Origin of the sequence: Microbacterium sp. Bi98, assembly GCF_918698045.1 — a bacterium.
Lineage (GTDB): Bacteria > Actinomycetota > Actinomycetes > Actinomycetales > Microbacteriaceae > Microbacterium.
Genome location: NZ_CAKKLK010000001.1, coordinates 296,802 through 313,693, shown reverse-complemented (window position 1 = coordinate 313,693; position 16,892 = coordinate 296,802). Strand labels below are relative to the sequence as shown.

Below are 16,892 nucleotides of genomic sequence, written 5' to 3'. Positions count from 1 at the left end.
CCTCGGCCGTCTCAGCGGCGCGTCGCGGATCCCGGGCGCGATCGTCGGCGCTCGTCTGCCTGAACGTCCGTGGCACGCCGTAGGCTGTTCTGGTGACCACAGCCCTCTACCGCCGCTACCGCCCCGAGTCGTTCGGCGAGATGATCGGGCAGTCCCAGGTGACCGAACCGCTGATGACTGCGCTCCGCGGCGACCGTGTCGGCCACGCCTACCTCTTCTCCGGACCCCGTGGATGCGGAAAGACGACGTCTGCGCGCATCCTCGCCCGCTGCCTGAACTGCGCGGAGGGCCCGACCGACGTGCCCTGCGGAAAGTGCCCGAGCTGCGTCGAGCTGTCGCGGGCGGGCGGTGGCTCGCTCGACGTCGTCGAGATCGACGCGGCCAGCCACAACGGCGTCGACGACGCACGTGATCTGCGCGAGCGGGCGACGTTCGCCCCCAGCCGCGATCGCTACAAGATCTTCATCCTCGACGAGGCGCACATGGTGACGCCGCAGGGGTTCAATGCTCTCCTCAAGCTCGTCGAAGAGCCGCCCGAGCACGTCAAGTTCATCTTCGCGACGACCGAGCCCGAGAAGGTGCTCGGCACGATCCGCTCGCGCACGCACCACTACCCGTTCCGACTGGTGCCCCCGGCGGCGATGCTCGAGTACGTCGAGAAGCTGTGCGGCGAAGAGGGCGTGGTCGCCGAGCGCGGTGTCCTTCCTCTGGTGGTCCGCGCCGGGGGAGGGTCGCCGCGAGACACCCTGTCTCTTCTCGACCAGCTGATCGCCGGTTCCGACTCGCCCGCAGGTTCCGAGACCGTGACCGTCGCCTACGAGCGCGCCGTGGCGCTCCTCGGCTACACGCACGCCGCGCTGCTCGACGAGATCGTCGATGCGCTCGCCGGCGCCGACGCCGCAGCGGCGTTCCCGGCGATCGACCGCGTGGTGCAGACCGGCCAGGACCCGCGTCGCTTCGTCGACGATCTGCTCGAGCGTCTGCGCGACCTCATCGTGATCGCGGCTGTGGGTGCGGGAGCGTCGTCGGTGCTCCGTGGAATCGCCGACGACGAGCTCGCGCGCATGCGCACGCAGGCCGATTCCTTCGGGTCGGCCCGACTCTCGCGCACGGCCGACATCGTCAGCGCCGCCCTCGACGACATGTCGGGCGCCACCTCGCCCCGACTGCACCTCGAGCTGATGGTCGCTCGCGTGCTCGCTGCGGGAGCGGATGCCGTCGCCGCCGTCCCGTCCGCACCGGCCGCTGCCGCCTCCGCCCCGCCGCGGGCGTCCGCGCCTGCACAGGCGGCTCCCGCCGCTCCCGTTGCTTCGTCGGCTGCTCCCGCAGCTGCTGCTCCCGCCGCTCCCGCCGCTGCTCCTCAGGCTGCGGCCGATCGGCCGGCGACCACGACCGAACCGGCCGGCGGGGAGACCGGGGAGTCCGACACGGCCGAAGCGACCCCTGCCGATGCGACGTCGAGCGCTGCACCGGCTGTCGACGCCGCACCGGCCGCCGAGGTCGCAGCGCCCTCCGGGCCGGTCGCCTTCGAGCAGATCACCGCCGCCTGGCCGGCCGTCCTCAAGCGGCTCGAGAGCGTCAGCCGCACGTCGTGGCTGCTGGCCACCGCCGTCCAGCCGCTCGCATACGTCACGGACACCGAGGTGCTGACTCTGGGCTTCACCAGCCAGCACGATGTCGCCAAGTTCAAGGGCACGACGCCGGGTTCGGGTCCCTCCGACCATCTGCGCGGCGCCATCGAGCAGGAGCTCGGCGTGCGCGTCAAGTACCTCCCTGCTCCGATGCCAGCGGGGGGAGCGCCTCGCCAGCCCGCGACGCCTTCATCGGCACGCCCGACCGACGACGCGCCCGCATCGGAGCCTGCGTCAGCGGAGTCACCGCGAGCTCAGTCACCGCGATCGCAGACCCCGCACGCCGAGAAGCCGCGTGGTGAGTCGCCGAAGACGGAGACCGTGGCCGCTCGGTCGTCGGCTCCTCAGACAGGGAGTTCCTCGGCCCCCGTCACCGAGTGGGCGGTGGCGTCGATCCCGGCATCCGAGCTCGCTGAGCCCGCTCCGGTGACCGCTCCGCCGGCGGCGTCTGTGCCTGCTGCCACCTCTGCCGCAGCGGAGCCTCAGACGGCGGCGCCTCAGACGGCGGCGCCTCAGACGGCGGCGCCTCCGAGCCGCGCGACGAGTGACGTCTCACCGGAGATCCGAGACGACGCACCTCCGCCCATCGACGATGAGCCGCCGTACTTCGACGACGAGCCGCCCTACGACCCGTCGTACGAGCCGGCGCCGATGTCGCAGGCGGCGCCGCCCGCCGGAGGCTCGCCGTCGACCGCTCCCTCCGCGCGGTCGACGACCGCACAGGCATCCCCTGCGCGCAGAGTGGCTTCGGCCGCCGCAGCCCCGGCGATCACCGAGCGCGCCCCCGCCGGGGGAGTCCAGCGCTACGGCGAGGCCGTGATCCGCCAGGTGCTCGGCGCGACGTTCGTTCGCGAAGAGCCCTACGAGCCCCCGACGAGGTTCTCCTGATGTATGACGGCATCGTCCAGGAGCTGATCGACGAGTTCGGTCGGCTCCCCGGAATCGGCCCCAAGTCCGCGCAGCGCATCGCTTTCCACATCCTGCAGACGCCGACATTCGACGTCGCGCGTCTCTCCGAGCTGCTCGTGGAAGTGCGGCTGCGGGTGCGCTTCTGCGAGATCTGCGGCAACGTGGCAGAGCAGGAACGCTGTGCGATCTGCCGCGACCCCCGACGCAATCCGGCCGTCATCTGCGTGGTCGAAGACGCGAAGGACGTCGCCGCGATCGAACGCACCCGCGAGTTCCGTGGCCTGTACCACGTGCTCGGGGGCGCGATCAGCCCGATCGCCGGCATCGGCCCCGACGACCTGCGCATCGCCCAGCTGATGTCGCGTCTCGGCGACGCCACGGTGCAGGAGGTCATCCTCGCGACGAACCCCAACCTCGAGGGCGAGGCGACTGCGAGCTACCTCAGCCGCCTGCTCACCACGATGCAGATCACCGTGTCCCGCCTCGCCTCCGGCCTTCCGGTCGGTGGCGACCTCGAATACGCCGACGAGGTCACCCTCGGGCGCGCATTCGAGGGTCGGCGCGTGCTGTGAACGCACAGGGCGGCTTCTCGCGACGCGGGTGGCTGCTCTTCGGGGCCATGGCGCTGCTGTGGGGCGTGCCGTACCTGTTCATCAGCATCGCGGTCGAGTCCCTGTCGCCCCCCGCGATCGTCGCCGGGCGCACCCTCATCGCGGCGCTGCTCCTCCTCCCGTTCGCGCTTCGCGGCGGTGCGCTGAGAGCGGCGTGGAAGCACTGGCCCTGGGTGCTCGCGTTCGGCCTCGTCGAGATGGCGGGTCCGTTCGTGCTGCTCGGCCACGCCGAGATGACCCTGCCCTCGGGCATGACGGGTCTGCTCGTCGCGACCGTGCCGCTGTTCGCGGCGCTCATCGCACTGGGCGGGGGAGACCGGGGAGTCCTGCGCCCGGCGCGGGGGATCGGTCTTCTCGTGGGATTCATCGGCGTCGCGATCGTCGTCGCCGGGCCCGGACTGTTCGGAGGCGAGGTCAGTCTGCTCGCGGCCGGCGAGGTGCTGCTGGTCGCGATCCTCTATGCCATCGCCCCCTTCATCGTCGCCCGAAAGCTGAACGACGTCCCGTCGCTCGGCACCATCACGCTGTCGTTGCTCATGATCGGCGTGATCTACCTGCCCATCGGGCTGCTCACGCAGCACCAGATGCCGACGCTTCCCTCGATCTTCGCGCTCCTCGCGCTGGCCGTCATCTGCACCGCCGTCGCCTTCCTGGCATTCTTCGCTCTCATCCGCGAGGTCGGCCCCGTCCGCGCGCCGCTGTTCACCTACGTGAACCCGGTCGTGGCGATCATCCTCGGTGCGATCGTGCTCGCCGAGCCGCTGACGCCGGGGCTGCTCATCGGATTCCCGCTGATCATCGCGGGCTGCTGGTTCGCGGCCACCGGCGGACGCCTCCGTCCCCAGGCCGCTGCCCGAGCCGACCTGCCTGCAGTGCCCCTGCCGCCCGCGCCCTGACCCACCCGGGCGCGACCGTCACATGCGAAGAAGCGCATATGCGCCAAACGTAGAATGGGGGTGGGCGGATCCGCCCGACATCCCAGGGAGTGAACGTGGCCCTCATCGTGCAGAAGTACGGCGGCTCCTCAGTCGCCGACGCAGAGAGCATCAAGCGCGTCGCCAAGCGCATCGTCGACACGCGTCGCGCCGGCCATGACGTCGTCGTCGCCGTGAGCGCGATGGGCGACACGACCGACGAGCTGCTCGACCTCGCCAACGAGGTCGCGCCGATTCCCGCTCCGCGTGAGCTCGACATGCTGCTCTCGAGCGGTGAGCGCATCTCGATGGCGCTCCTGGCCATGGCCATCCACTCGATGGGCTTCGAGGCGCGGTCGTTCACCGGCAGCCAGGCGGGCATGATCACCGACTCGCAGCATGGCGCCGCCCGCATCGTGGATGTCACCCCGATCCGTCTGCGCGAAGCGCTCGACGAGGGGGCCATCGTCATCGTCGCCGGCTTCCAGGGCTTCAACCGCGACACCCGCGACATCACCACGCTCGGACGCGGCGGCTCGGACACGACGGCCGTCGCTCTCGCCGCGGCCCTCGACGCCGACGTCTGCGAGATCTACAGCGACGTCGACGGCATCTTCACGGCCGACCCCCGCGTCATCCCGAAGGCGCAGAAGCTCGACCACATCGGCAGCGAGGAGATGCTCGAGCTCGCCGCCAACGGCGCGAAGGTGCTCTACATCCGCGCTGTCGAGTACGCACGCCGTCACGGCGTCCTGATCCACGCCCGTTCGACGTTCTCGTCGTCCGAGGGCACATACGTTCTGGGCGAGGGTATGAAGAACCCTCGCGAAGCCGAGGGAGCAGCAGCCATGGAAGAACCGATCGTCGCCGGTGTCGCCACCGACTTCGGCCAGGCCAAGATCACCGTCGCCGGCGTTCCGGACGTGCCGGGCAAGGCGGCGGAGATCTTCAAGATCGTCGCGAAGTCCGGCGCCAACGTCGACATGATCGTGCAGAACGTGTCGGCCACGGGTCGCACCGACATCTCGTTCACGGTTCCCAAGGCCGATTCCTCGGCTGCGCTCAAGGCGCTCGCGGGGGAGCAGACCGAAGTGGGCTTCCAGAACCTGGTGCACGACGACCAGATCGGCAAGCTGTCCGTCGTCGGAGCGGGTATGCGGACGCACTCGGGCGTCTCCGCGACGCTGTTCGAGGCGCTGTCGGCCGGTGGCATCAACATCGAGATGATCTCGACGTCCGAGATCCGCATCTCGGTCGTGCTCCGCGACACCGACCTGGCCGAGGCCGCCCGCACCGTGCACACCGCGTACGGACTCGACGGCGACGCCGAGGCCACGGTCCACGCCGGCACCGGTCGCTGACCTCCGCCGATCGCGCACGATCTGCGGATGACCGCACGATCTGCGGAAGTGTCAGCTGATCCCGTCCGCGAATCGTGACCCGATCCGCAAAACTGACTCGGGATGCTGACCCGGCCCGCACCCCGCCCGACGGTCGGTCCTCGATCACCGGACGGCACGGTAGACTCACCGAAACCCTGACATCGGCGCCAGGCGCGGCATCCGCATCCCGACGTCGCGCCTGAAGCCTCGCATGCAGCACTGCACGACGCCAAGGAACATCATGACCCGCATCTCCGACTCAGGACTCTCCGTCGCCATCGTCGGCGCCACCGGCCAGGTGGGCACCGTGATGCGCGAGATTCTCGCCGAACGGTCCTTCCCGATCCGTGAGCTGCGCCTGTTCTCGTCGTCGCGCTCTGCAGGCACCGCCATCGAGTTCGGCGGCGCGACCGTCATCGTCGAGGATGTCGAGACGGCGGATGCCGCGGGCATCGACATCGCCCTCTTCTCGGCCGGCGCGACCGCCAGCCGCGCATACGCTCCCCGCTTCGCCGAGGCCGGAGCCGTCGTCGTCGACAACTCCAGCGCCTGGCGCAACGATCCCGAGGTTCCGCTGGTCGTCAGCGAGGTCAACCCGCACGCGATCGACGACCGCCCTCGCGGCATCATCGCCAACCCGAACTGCACGACCATGGCCGCCATGCCGGTGCTGAAGGCGCTGCACGCCGAAGCGGGTCTCGAGCGCCTGATCGTCTCGACCTACCAGGCCGTCTCCGGTTCGGGTCTCGCCGGTGCGCAGGAGCTCCTCGGGCAGGTCGAGGGCGTCCTCGCCCAGGGCGACACGCTGCGCCTCGTGCACGACGGCTCGTCGATCGACTTCCCGGAGCCCGAGAAGTACGTCGCTCCGATCGCGTTCGACGTCATCCCGTTCGCGGGCAACCTGGTCGACGACGGTCAGAACGAGACGGACGAGGAGAAGAAGCTCCGCAACGAGAGCCGCAAGATCCTCGAGCTGCCCGACCTCCGTGTCGCCGGCACGTGCGTGCGGGTTCCCGTCTTCACGGGCCACTCGCTCTCGATCAACGTCGAGTTCGCCCGCGACATCACGCCGCAGCGCGCCGCCGAGGTGCTCGCCGCAGCCCCCGGTGTCGTCCTCGACGAGGTGCCCACGCCGCTCCAGGCCGCGGGCAAGGACCCGAGCTTCGTCGGACGAATCCGCGCCGACCAGTCCGCTCCCGAGAACAAGGGCCTCGTGCTGTTCATCAGCAACGACAACCTGCGCAAGGGCGCGGCGCTGAACGCGGTGCAGATCGCCGAGATCCTCGCCGAGCGCCTGGTCGCCATAGCCTGACCGCATCGCGGTCATGCGGATCCGGTCTCGCCGGACGGCCCCGCGTGGTCTGTCGTGCCGTGACCGCGAACTAGACTGTCGTGGTGACCGAAACCGTCGATGTCGTCTTGATCGGTGGTGGCATCATGAGCGCCACCCTGGGTACCCTTCTGCACGAGCTGCAGCCGGATTGGAAGATCGTCGCGTTCGAGCGACTCTCCGATGTGGCTCAGGAATCGTCGAACCCGTGGAACAACGCGGGCACCGGCCACGCGGCGCTCTGCGAGCTGAACTACATGCCGCAGCAGAAGGGCGCTCCGCTCGACCCCGCCAAGGCCGTCTCGATCAACGAGCAGTTCCAGCAGAGTCGTCAGTTCTGGTCGTCTCTGGTCGATCGCGGCGTGCTCGATGCGCCGTCGACCTTCATCAACGCGACGCCGCACATGACGTTCGTACGCGGTGAGAAGGACGTCAAGTACCTCAAGGACCGCTACGAGGTCCTGAAGAAGCAGCCGCTGTTCGAGGGCATCGAGTACAGCGAGGATTCCCGCGTCATCAACAAGTGGGCGCCGCTGCTCATGCAGCAGCGCCGTAAGGGCGAGCCGTTCGCGGCCACCCGCGTGCCCGCCGGAACCGACGTCGACTTCGGTGCGCTGACGCACCAGCTCTTCGACCACCTCACCGAGTCGGGCGTCGCGCTGCGCACCAACCACGAGGTCAAGAGCCTGAAGAAGCAGAAGGACGGCACCTGGCTCATCAACTACCGCACGACCATCGGTCGCACGCCGAACCAGATCAAGGCGCGTTTCGTGTTCGTCGGCGCCGGCGGCTGGGCGCTCAAGCTGCTGCAGCGCTCGGGCATCCCCGAGATCAAGGGCTACGGTGTCTTCCCGATCGGCGGGCAGTTCCTCAAGACCTCGAACCCGAAGATCGTCGCACAGCACAAGGCGAAGGTGTACTCGCAGGCCTCGGTGGGCGCCCCGCCCATGTCGGTCCCGCACCTCGACACGCGCGTGGTCGACGGCGAGGCCTCCCTGATGTTCGGCCCGTTCGCGACCTTCAGCCCGAAGTTCCTCAAGAACGGCTCGATGCTCGACATCGTGTCGCAGGTGCGCACGCACAATCTGTGGCCGATGCTGCGCGTCGCGTTCGCGAATCCCGACCTCATCACCTACCTGGTGGGGGAGCTGCTGAAGAACCACGCCAAGAAGGTCGACAGCCTGCGCACGTTCATGCCGACGGCGAAGGACGAGGACTGGACGCTCATCGACGCGGGGCAGCGCGCCCAGGTCATGAAGAAGGACCCCAAGAAGGGCGGCATCCTGCAGTTCGGCACCGAAGTGGTGTCCGCGGCCGACGGTTCGATCGCCGGTCTGCTCGGGGCCTCGCCCGGCGCCTCCACCGCCGTGCCGATCATGCTCGATCTGCTGAAGAAGTGCTTCCCCGACGAGTACCCCGGCTGGGAGTCGGAACTGCGCGAGCTCATCCCGACATTCGGCGAGCAGCTGAACAAGGATCCCGAGCTGGCGGCGAAGTCCACCGCGGCGACCGCGGCCACGCTCGGCATCAACGAGTAGCGCGCCGGTGGCGAAGCTCTACTTCCGCTACGGGGCGATGAACTCGGGCAAGTCCACCTCGCTGCTCCAGGCCGCGTACAACTACGAGGAGCGCGGCCAGCACGTGCTGCTCGCGAAGCCGGCGATCGACACCAAGGGTGCATCCGAGATCGCGAGTCGACTCGGTGTCACGCGGCACGTCGACTATCTCATCGCTCCCGATGCGGACGTCCGCGAGCTCTTCGACGAGCACCGGGATCGCGTGCGCCGTGCGGTCGCCGATGAACCGGTCCGCGGGGGGTCGATCGATGTCGCCTGCCTCCTGATCGACGAGGCGCAGTTCCTCACGGCGGAGCAGGTCGACGACCTCTTCCGCATCGCGATCGAGGACGGCATCCCGGTGATCGCCTACGGCATCCGCAATGACTTCCTCACCCACGCCTTCCCGGGGTCGGCTCGTCTGCTCGCGATCGCGCACTCCCTCGAGGAGCTGAAGACCATCTGCCGCTGCGGGCGCAAGGCCGTCTTCAACGGTCGTGTGATCGGTGGTCGGTTCGTCTTCGACGGCGACCAGGTCGCCATCGACGAGGGCGCTGACGGATCGCTGGCGCCGGAGATCACGACCTACGAGTCGCTGTGCGGCGCGTGCTACCTCGAAGAGTCGGGTGGGCGGCTGGGCTGAACGCCCTCGCGTCATCCTCCGCCCTCGGGCGGTGTGTCGGCGTACCCCGGTTGCGTGGTCTGACCACACACGCTACTGTGGTCAGACCACAGGTGCGTCGGGGATCGATGCCGCCGATGCACACGATGAGGAGAGCGGATGCCGGAGCAGCCAGCGCGCGCCTGGAGGCTCGTGCTCGAACATGTCGAGCGCGACCTGCTCGACGGGCGTCTCGGCCCCGGTGATCGTCTCGCCTCGGAGCGCGAGCTCGCCGCGGACCTGGGTGTCGGGCGCTCGAGCGTCCGAGAGGCGCTGCGCGTGCTCGAGGTCATGGGGCTGATCCGCACCTCGACCGGCTCGGGGCCGCAGTCGGGCGCGATCGTGATCGCGACCCCGTCCGGTGGCATGTCGACGCTTCTGCGCCTCCAGGTCGCCGCACAGGGCTTTCCGCTCGCGGACGTGGTGCAGACCCGACTGCTGCTCGAAGACGCGGTCGTCGCCGCTCTCGCGAGCCAGCACGCGCCCGATCTCACCGCGGCGCACAGCGTGCTCGATGCGATGGACGTCGGCGCCCTGACGCCTGACGAGTTCCTCGCCCTCGATGCCCAGCTCCACCTCGCCCTCGCGGAATCGAGTGGCAACACCGTCGTCGCCGCGATCATGGCGGGCCTGCGCACCTCCATCGAGTCGTACGTGCAGCAGGGCGCCTCATCCATCGCCGACTGGGATGCCATGGCAGATCTGCTGCGCGCCGAGCACCGAGCCATCATCGAGGCCATCGCCGCGGGTGACGCGGCGACCGCCCAGACCCTCGTCCGAGCGCACATCACCGGCTACTACACCGCGGCGGGGCTCACCCGCAGCGTCCGACCCACCGACTGAGAGGACAGCCATGGTCCAGCGCCAGGTTCCCAACCCCGCAGAGCTTCTCGACCTGATGAAGTTCAAGAAGCCCGAGTTCAACGGCAAGAAGCGCCGTCTCGACTCGGCGCTCACGATCGACGACCTGCGCACGATCGCCAAGAGGCGCACGCCGAAGGCCGCGTTCGACTACACCGATGGCGCCGCCGAGGGCGAGCTGTCGCTCACGCGGGCACGCCAGGCATTCCAGGATGTGGAGTTCCACCCCGGCATCCTCCGGCCGGCTCCGGACGTCGACACCGCGGTCGAGATCCTCGGCGGCCCGTCGGCGCTCCCGTTCGGCATCGCGCCGACAGGCTTCACGCGTCTCATGCAGACAGAGGGCGAGGTCGCCGGCGCGGGAGCGGCGGCGGCGGCCGGCATCCCGTTCACCCTCTCGACCCTGGGCACGACGTCGATCGAGGGCGTGAAGGCGGCCAACCCGCACGGACGCAACTGGTTCCAGCTCTATGTCATGCGCGACCGCGAGATCTCCTACGAACTCACTCGCCGTGCTGCCGCCGCGGGCTTCGACACGCTGCAGTTCACGGTGGACACCCCGGTCGCCGGAGCGCGGCTGCGTGACAAGCGCAACGGCTTCAGCATCCCGCCGCAGCTCACGCTCGGCACCATCATCAATGCCATCCCGCGTCCGTGGTGGTGGTACGACTTCCTGACGACCCCGAAGCTGGAGTTCGCGTCGCTGAGCACCACCGGCGGCACCGTCGGCGAGCTGCTCGACGCGGCTATGGACCCCACGATCAGCTACGACGACCTTGCGGTGATCCGTGACATCTGGCCGGGCAAGATCGTGATCAAGGGCGTGCAGAACGTCGAGGATTCGGTGCGCCTGCGTGACGCGGGCGTCGACGGCATCGTGCTCTCCAACCACGGCGGGCGGCAGCTCGACCGCGCGCCCATTCCGTTCCACCTTCTGCCGGAGGTCCGGACCGCCGTGGGTGACGACTTCACGGTCATGGTCGACACGGGGATCATGAACGGCGCGGACATCGTCGCGGCGGTCGCGCTCGGAGCGGACTTCACCCTCATCGGACGCGCCTACCTCTACGGCCTCATGGCTGGCGGCCGTGCGGGCGTCGACCGCACGATCGAGATCCTGCGGACGGAGATCGAACGCACCATGCGTCTTCTGGGCGTCGCCTCACTCGCGGAGCTCGAGCCGTCGCACGTCACTCAGCTCACGCGCCTCGTGCCGGTCGCACGGGCAGCGTCGGAGGCCGTCGTCCGCTGACCTCGTCCCCGGATTCGAGGGGAGGGGTGGGCGGTCAGAGGGTCGCGAGAAGCTCGTCGAGCTTGTCTGCGGTGTCCTCCCACCCCTCGACCGCGACCGAGGGCACTCCGATCGCCAGGACGGGGTAGTCGTTGCCGCCTTCATCGAGTCGGTCACCGTAGAACAGCATCGAGGTGAGGGGGATGCTGGTGTGCTCGGCGAGCTGCTTCATGCCGAAGGCCTTGTCGATGCCGGCCAGAGTGATGTCGATGGAGGTCGAACCGCCGGATCGCACTTCGAGCTCGGGGAGTCTCGCCGCCACGGCGTCCCGAAGAGCTTCTCGTTTCGCACCGGACGGGTCCCACTCGTGCTTGGCATCGCGGGGAGCCTTCTGCCCGAGCGCAGAGAAGGTGATCTGGGATCCGCGGTCCTCGAGGATCTCACCCCAGGGCTGAGACTCCCACAGCCCCAGACGCTCCGCCTCCTCGCGCAGGGCGGCGAGAGCGCCGGCCTTCTGCTCCGCGGTGAGGTCATGGGCGTAGAGCGGCGAGAAATCCGTGCCGTCGTGGCGCAGGTACCGTGTGCCGCAGGTGGGGAGCAGGTGCAGCCGCGCCGCGGCCGCCTCGTCGATGGTTCCGAGCCGCGCGATCACCTGAGCGCGGAACTGCGCCTCGTTGCCGCCCGAGATGATCGCGACCTCGACCCGCTGCAGCAGCGCGAGCAGCAACGAGGCGATGCGAGCATCGATGGGCTCTTTCGACGGGGCGAGGGTGTCGTCGAGATCGAAGGCGACGAGTGCAGGCGAGGTCATGATGCTTCCAGAGTAGACGGGCGGTGCTGAGAGACACGCGGAGCGAAGAGGAGGGTGCACAGGATCGCGAGCGCTACGCCGATCAGCGCGCCGCCGGAGTTCGCGATCACATCGGACACGGTGGCCGTACGATTTGGCAGGGCGAGGCGCTGGGCGGCCTCGATGGAGAGGGACACTGCCGGGCCCAGGGCGAGCGCCAGCGGCCAGAGGCGGCGGGGGATGAGAATGAAAGCCAGGATGCCGATGGGCACGAAGACCAGAACGTTGGCGATGACCTCGAGGCGGGTGAAATCAAGAGACTCCCACCCCAGTCGGTGCGAAACGGACAGCACGAGATCGAGCAGGTTCGGCATGGACTGCTCGATGCGCGTCGGCGTGAGCGTCAGCAGCGCGATGCCGCCGAAGAACGGCAGGGCGAGAGCGAGGGCGATGCCTCGGGTCAGTCGTCGAGGCGGGGGGAGCAAGCGACTCATGCGGTGCCTTTCTCCTCGTTCCGGATACAGAGAAGGCCGCCCGTGAGGACGGCCTTCCGGTGTTACTTGTCGGGGTGACAGGATTTGAACCTGCGACCTCTTCGTCCCGAACGAAGCGCGCTACCAAGCTGCGCCACACCCCGTTTTGCAACCCTCCGAGTCTACAGCGAAATGCTCCCAGCGCCGAATCGAGGCATCAACCGCGCGCCGTCAGGGTCAGCAGCGTCGCCTCGGGGCGGCACGCGAAGCGTATCGGCGCGTAGATCGAGTGTCCGCAGCCCGCGCTGACATTGAGGGGCACGGCGCGATCGCCCTGAGTCCACGTGCTGAGACCCTTCGCCTGCTTCAGCGGGATGTCGCAGTTCGCTACGAGAGCACCAAAACCGGGCAGGCACACCTGACCGCCGTGCGTGTGGCCTCCCAGGATGGCGTCGGCGCCCATCTCCACGAACCCGTTCAGGACGCGCTGATAGGGCGCGTGCGTGACGCCGAGAACGGATGTGCCGGCAGTCCGCGGGCCGAGAGCATCGATGGCGTCCGGCAGGTCCTCGAGCCGGTCCCAGTCGCAGTGCGCATCACTCACGCCGAACAGGTCCAGGGGACTGCCGGCCACCGTGAGTCGCGCTGCGGCGTTGTTCAGGCTCGTCCATCCGAGCTCGTCGGTGAAGTACGCGTCCATCGCATCGGTGTCGAGGAAGTTCAGCTCTCGCGGGCGCTGCGACGGGCCGGCGAAGTAGCGGATCGGGTTCCGCGGCGAGGGGCCGATGACGTCGTTGGAACCGTGCACGAAGACACCGGGGATTCCGGCGAACGGCTCGAAGGCACGTCTGATCCCGGCGAGACCGTCGCGGTGTCCGAGATTGTCGCCGGTGTTGACGATGAGATCGGGCTTCAGCTGCGCGAGTGACGCGAGCCAGTCCTGCTTGCGGTGCTGCCACGGAGCCATGTGCGCGTCCGAGATGTGCAGCACGCGCAACGGTGCGGAACCCGGGGCGAGAGCGGATGCGGTCGCCTCACGCACCGTGAAGAGGTAGCGCTCGATGCCGATGCCCCAGACGGCGGCTGCGGCACCAGCGGCCCCCACCGCGCCGAGCGCGATGAGGGCCGGGTGCGCCGCGTGGCGAGACGTCACTTGCAGCGGACCTTGATGGACGTGCTCTTCGTCGTCGGTGTGTTCGCGGCCGGGTCGGTGGACGTGACCGCGGCGTTCTGACCGTTGCATGACCCGTCGAAGTCGATCGACGAGAACCCTGCCCCGAACAGCGCGCTCTGCGCTTCGGCCTTCGATTGTCCGGTGATGTCGGGCACCGTCGCGCCCTGGCCGTTGCTCGGCGAGATCGTGATCGTCGCGCCGCTCGGGGCCTGTCCGGACGGGTCCTGCGCCATGACGACATCGCCGGCGGGACCGTCCACGGCGGGTCCGACGGCTGCGGTGAAGCCCGCAGCCTCGATGAGAGAGGTCGCTTCGCCGACGGACTTGCCCACCACGTCGGGAACGTTCGTCAGAACCTGACGAACCAGCTTGTCGTCGGGGCGAGGGAAGTCCTCCGCGGGGTACACGGCATCCGCGGCACCCTGGATCGCCTTGGCGAGGCCGTAGCGGATGTCGCCGAGTCGCGTCCCGTCGCCGTTGCGGAAGTCGTTCAGCGGCACGCGGCCGTCGACGTTTCCGACCCACACCGCTGTCGTGACCTTGGTGCTCGACTCGACGAGCATGGTGTGCTCCTTCTCGGCGGTACCGGTCTTGCCGATCAGCTGGGTTCCGTCGTACGGGTTGGCCCTCGTTCCGGTGCCGTTGCCCTCCATGACGCCTCGCAGTGCGTACGCGGCAGTCGCGGCGACCTCGGGGGTGAGCTGCTGGGAGCACTTCTGCGCGGGAGGGGTGATCTCCGCGCCGTCCTCGCCGACGACCCGGTCGATCACGCGAGGCTCGCAGTAGACGCCGTTGTTGGCGACGGTGGCGTAGGCGCCGGCCATCTGCAGAGGAGCCACGCTCTTCGAGCCCAGAACCGTCGGGAACGGATCGTTCGGAGCGGTGTTGGCGTTCGTTCCGCCGACCGTGATGTCGTCGCCGTTGCCGTAGTGGACGCCGAGTCGCTTCGCCACCTCGTTGATGTCGCAGAGATCGAGCTGCTGCGCCATCGCGAGGAAACCGGTGTTCAGGGACTGCGCGGTGAACTGTCGCACGCTGCCCACCGAGCCGCCGGAGTTGCCGAAGTTGTTGATCTTGGAGCTGTTCGTCACCTTGTCCCCGCACCTGGTGAAGGGGCTGAAGGTCTTGAGGCGACCGTCGAGGACCTGGTTCACGGAGTGGCCGGACTCCAGCCAGCTCAGAAGCGTGAACAGCTTGTAGGTCGATCCCGTCTCGAACCCGTAGGTCGAGCCGCCATGCGCCTTGTCGGCCGCGAAGACCTGAGAGGTCTCGCCGGCAGCCAGGTTGGCCTCGGTCGTCTCGTTGAAGACGGTGTTCTGTGCCATGGCGAGTACCCGACCCGTGGACGCCTCGATCGACACTCCGGTGCCACCGACGAGGATCCCGGGCATCGCCTGCGGGACCTGCGCCCTGACCGCGTCGATCGCGGGCTGCTGGACCCGCAGATCGAGGGAGGTGTAGATCTCCATTCCGCCGCGGCGGAGGTTCGAGCGACGCTCCTCTTCCGTGGCGCCGAACGCCTCGTCGTTCTCGATGACGGCCTTCACGTACTGGCAGAAGTACGCGTTGTCGCCCGCGGCCGCACAGCCCTGCTGGGGCTCGCTCAGCAGCGGCGTGACCGGCGAGGCGACGGCCTCGTCGTGCGCGGCCTGCGTGATCTTCGCGTCCGCGAGCATCCGATTGAGGACGTAGTCTCTGCGATCCTTCGTGTCCTTGTAGCCGTCGGCGTCCCCGTTGTGCGCCACGCCGGCGTCATCCGTCCAGATTCCCTCGGGGCGGTCGATGCGGAATCGGTTGGGCTCCTGCACCATGCCGGCAATCGTCGCCGCCTGCGCGAGACTGAGATTCGCCGCGCTGGTGGAGAAGTACCGGTTCGCTGCGGCCTCGATGCCGTAGATGGTGCCGCCGAAGTTGGCGATGTTGAGGTAGCCGAGGAGGATCTCGTTCTTCGAGTAGTCCTTCTCGATCTTCAGCGCATAACGCATCTCCTGCAGCTTGCGCTCGACGCCCTTGCCGCCGTCCGCGACCGCCGCATCGAGGAAGCACTGCTCGATCTGCTTGGAGTAGTCCTCGGCCGCGGGGTCGACGTCCTGCTCGCACTCCTGCACCTGGACGTTCTTCACGTACTGCTGCGTGATCGTGGAGGCTCCTCGATCGGTCGTGCCTGCGACGTTGCCGACCGCGGCCTTCAGCGTCGCGCCGAGGTTGATGCCGCCGTGGGTGTAGAAGTTCTTGTCCTCGCTCGACAGGATCGCGTCGTACATCACCGGCGCGACCTGGTCGTACGCCACGGGGATGCGCTTCTGCTCGTAGAACGACGCCAGGGCGACGGGGTTGCCGTCGAGACCGGTCGCATAGATGGTCGACTGCTGCATCGGCGCGCCGACCTGAAGGTTCTCCGGCAGGTCTTCGAAGATGGTGAGGGCCTGCGACCCGGCGATACCGGTCATGGCGAGGACCGGGGTGACGCTGGCCGCGACGAGGAGGCCGGCGACGGCGCTCAGCCCGACGAGTCCGAGGACTCCGCCGAGCGCACCTTTCACCGTGCGATTCTTTTGAGGCATACGCTTGATCGTAGGGGAGTTCCCTGAATACCGCCTTTGACGCAGCCGCCAGCGCGGATGCCGCCAGACAGGAGTGCCATGACCACCTGGGAGTACCTGACCACCCCGTTGCTGATCCACAACACCGCAGCGATCCTCAACAACTGGGGCAAGCAGGGCTGGGAGCTCGTGCAGGTCATCCAGGGCCCCGAGGGTGGGCTCGTCGCCTACTTCAAGCGCCCGGTGACGGCGGATGCCTCGGGCAACGCCGGTCTCGCTGCCGCAGCCGAGGCGTCCCGCCAGTTCGAAGGGGGAGCGGCATGAGCGTCTCTGAGCGCCTGACCGAGCTGGGCATCGAGCTCCCCGTCGTCGCGGCGCCGGTCGCAGCCTACGTCCCGGCGGTCGTGCACGACGGACTCGTCTACACCTCCGGCCAGCTGCCTTTCGTCGAGGGAGCGCTTCCCGCGACGGGCAAGGTCGGGGCAGAGGTCACGGCCGAGGACGCCAACGCCTATGCGCGCACCTGCGCCCTGAACGCTCTCGCGGCGGCTGCGGCTGCGGCCGGGGGCGTGGACAGGATCGCCGGAGTGCTGCGGCTCGGCGGCTTCGTGGCATCCACCCCCGATTTCACCGGCCAGCCCGGCGTGATCAACGGGGCGAGCCTGGTCCTCGGCGAGATCTTCGGCGACGCCGGGCAGCATGTCCGCGCGGCCGTCGGTGTGCCGGTGCTCCCGCTCGACAGCCCGGTCGAAGTCGAGGCCACGTTCATCCTGGCCTGAGGTCGCCACCCCTCACCACGCGCACACGGCAACGCCCCCTTCCGGAT

At 68.7% G+C, this 16,892-nt stretch carries 15 protein-coding genes and 1 tRNA gene; 11 read left to right on the top strand and 5 right to left on the bottom strand.

The window, feature by feature from the left end:
- Positions 1-92: 92 nt before the first annotated feature.
- The 9 genes from LQZ85_RS01545 to LQZ85_RS01505 all read left to right on the top strand — a co-directional run bounded on the left by LQZ85_RS01545 (position 93) and on the right by LQZ85_RS01505 (position 11,107).
- A complete protein-coding gene (locus LQZ85_RS01545) occupies positions 93-2,519 on the top strand; it encodes a DNA polymerase III subunit gamma and tau (protein WP_200955183.1) in 2,427 nt (808 codons plus the stop codon).
- A complete protein-coding gene (gene recR / locus LQZ85_RS01540) occupies positions 2,519-3,112 on the top strand; it encodes a recombination mediator RecR (RefSeq protein WP_053097391.1) in 594 nt (197 codons plus the stop codon). The genes LQZ85_RS01545 and recR overlap by 1 nt, the downstream gene beginning before the upstream one ends.
- Complete coding sequence (locus tag LQZ85_RS01535) at positions 3,109-4,047, top strand: EamA family transporter (RefSeq protein WP_082586678.1); 939 nt, start codon at positions 3,109-3,111, stop codon at positions 4,045-4,047. Before recR ends, LQZ85_RS01535 begins: the two co-directional genes overlap by 4 nt.
- A 95-nt stretch (positions 4,048-4,142) precedes the next feature.
- Entirely contained in the window at positions 4,143-5,426 is a 1,284-nt protein-coding gene (locus LQZ85_RS01530; protein WP_053099207.1) for an aspartate kinase, read from the top strand.
- A gap of 262 nt (positions 5,427-5,688) precedes the next feature.
- Positions 5,689-6,759: an aspartate-semialdehyde dehydrogenase gene (locus LQZ85_RS01525; RefSeq protein WP_053097389.1), complete on the top strand. Its 1,071-nt coding sequence runs from the start codon at positions 5,689-5,691 to the stop codon at positions 6,757-6,759.
- Positions 6,760-6,842: 83 nt separating this feature from the next.
- Positions 6,843-8,315, top strand: coding sequence for a malate:quinone oxidoreductase (locus LQZ85_RS01520; protein ID WP_053099206.1), 1,473 nt, complete (start codon positions 6,843-6,845; stop codon positions 8,313-8,315).
- A 7-nt stretch (positions 8,316-8,322) separates the two neighbouring features.
- Positions 8,323-8,976, top strand: coding sequence for a thymidine kinase (locus tag LQZ85_RS01515; RefSeq protein WP_056279839.1), 654 nt, complete (start codon positions 8,323-8,325; stop codon positions 8,974-8,976).
- Between the two features lie 138 nt (positions 8,977-9,114).
- Complete coding sequence (locus LQZ85_RS01510) at positions 9,115-9,837, top strand: FCD domain-containing protein (protein WP_056279841.1); 723 nt, start codon at positions 9,115-9,117, stop codon at positions 9,835-9,837.
- Between the two features lie 10 nt (positions 9,838-9,847).
- Positions 9,848-11,107, top strand: a complete 1,260-nt coding sequence (locus tag LQZ85_RS01505; RefSeq protein ID WP_053097383.1) for an alpha-hydroxy acid oxidase — start codon at positions 9,848-9,850, stop codon at positions 11,105-11,107.
- Between the two features lie 34 nt (positions 11,108-11,141).
- Here the strand turns inward: LQZ85_RS01505 and LQZ85_RS01500 are convergent, their stop codons facing one another.
- The 5 genes from LQZ85_RS01500 to LQZ85_RS01480 form a co-directional block, all read right to left on the bottom strand.
- Positions 11,142-11,897 (bottom strand): HAD-IIB family hydrolase, encoded by a 756-nt coding sequence (locus tag LQZ85_RS01500; RefSeq protein ID WP_056279843.1) that lies wholly within the window; start codon positions 11,895-11,897, stop codon positions 11,142-11,144.
- Positions 11,894-12,370: a VanZ family protein gene (locus LQZ85_RS01495; RefSeq protein ID WP_056279845.1), complete on the bottom strand. Its 477-nt coding sequence runs from the start codon at positions 12,368-12,370 to the stop codon at positions 11,894-11,896. Before LQZ85_RS01495 ends, LQZ85_RS01500 begins: the two co-directional genes overlap by 4 nt.
- 69 nt (positions 12,371-12,439) lie before the next feature.
- Positions 12,440-12,513, bottom strand: a tRNA-Pro gene (locus tag LQZ85_RS01490).
- Positions 12,514-12,566: 53 nt separating this feature from the next.
- Positions 12,567-13,502 (bottom strand): metallophosphoesterase, encoded by a 936-nt coding sequence (locus LQZ85_RS01485; protein ID WP_053097377.1) that lies wholly within the window; start codon positions 13,500-13,502, stop codon positions 12,567-12,569.
- The gene (locus LQZ85_RS01480; protein ID WP_056279847.1) at positions 13,499-16,087 is read right to left on the bottom strand and encodes a transglycosylase domain-containing protein; all 2,589 of its coding nucleotides are present in this window, start codon (positions 16,085-16,087) and stop codon (positions 13,499-13,501) included. The genes LQZ85_RS01485 and LQZ85_RS01480 overlap by 4 nt, the downstream gene beginning before the upstream one ends.
- Before the next feature lie 78 nt (positions 16,088-16,165).
- On the opposite strand from LQZ85_RS01480, the gene LQZ85_RS01475 reads away from it, so the two are divergent.
- Together LQZ85_RS01475 and LQZ85_RS01470 are read left to right on the top strand one after the other, a co-directional pair.
- Positions 16,166-16,390 (top strand): DUF4177 domain-containing protein, encoded by a 225-nt coding sequence (locus LQZ85_RS01475; protein WP_053097373.1) that lies wholly within the window; start codon positions 16,166-16,168, stop codon positions 16,388-16,390.
- Positions 16,387-16,845 carry a RidA family protein gene (locus tag LQZ85_RS01470; protein ID WP_056279849.1) on the top strand — a complete coding sequence of 153 codons (459 nt, stop codon included), beginning with the start codon at positions 16,387-16,389 and terminating at the stop codon, positions 16,843-16,845. Before LQZ85_RS01475 ends, LQZ85_RS01470 begins: the two co-directional genes overlap by 4 nt.
- Positions 16,846-16,892: the final 47 nt, after the last annotated feature.

Bases quoted from the DNA above. Each gene is read 5' to 3' on its own strand.
- recR (WP_053097391.1), top strand. From the start codon at position 2,519: ATGTATGACGGCATCGTCCAGGAGCTGATCGACGAGTTCGGTCGGCTC.
- LQZ85_RS01525 (WP_053097389.1), top strand. From the start codon at position 5,689: ATGACCCGCATCTCCGACTCAGGACTCTCCGTCGCCATCGTCGGCGCC.
- LQZ85_RS01510 (WP_056279841.1), top strand. From the start codon at position 9,115: ATGCCGGAGCAGCCAGCGCGCGCCTGGAGGCTCGTGCTCGAACATGTC.
- LQZ85_RS01505 (WP_053097383.1), top strand. From the start codon at position 9,848: ATGGTCCAGCGCCAGGTTCCCAACCCCGCAGAGCTTCTCGACCTGATG.
- LQZ85_RS01500 (WP_056279843.1), bottom strand. From the start codon at position 11,897: ATGACCTCGCCTGCACTCGTCGCCTTCGATCTCGACGACACCCTCGCC.
- LQZ85_RS01495 (WP_056279845.1), bottom strand. From the start codon at position 12,370: ATGAGTCGCTTGCTCCCCCCGCCTCGACGACTGACCCGAGGCATCGCC.
- LQZ85_RS01480 (WP_056279847.1), bottom strand. From the start codon at position 16,087: ATGCCTCAAAAGAATCGCACGGTGAAAGGTGCGCTCGGCGGAGTCCTC.
- LQZ85_RS01475 (WP_053097373.1), top strand. From the start codon at position 16,166: ATGACCACCTGGGAGTACCTGACCACCCCGTTGCTGATCCACAACACC.
- LQZ85_RS01470 (WP_056279849.1), top strand. From the start codon at position 16,387: ATGAGCGTCTCTGAGCGCCTGACCGAGCTGGGCATCGAGCTCCCCGTC.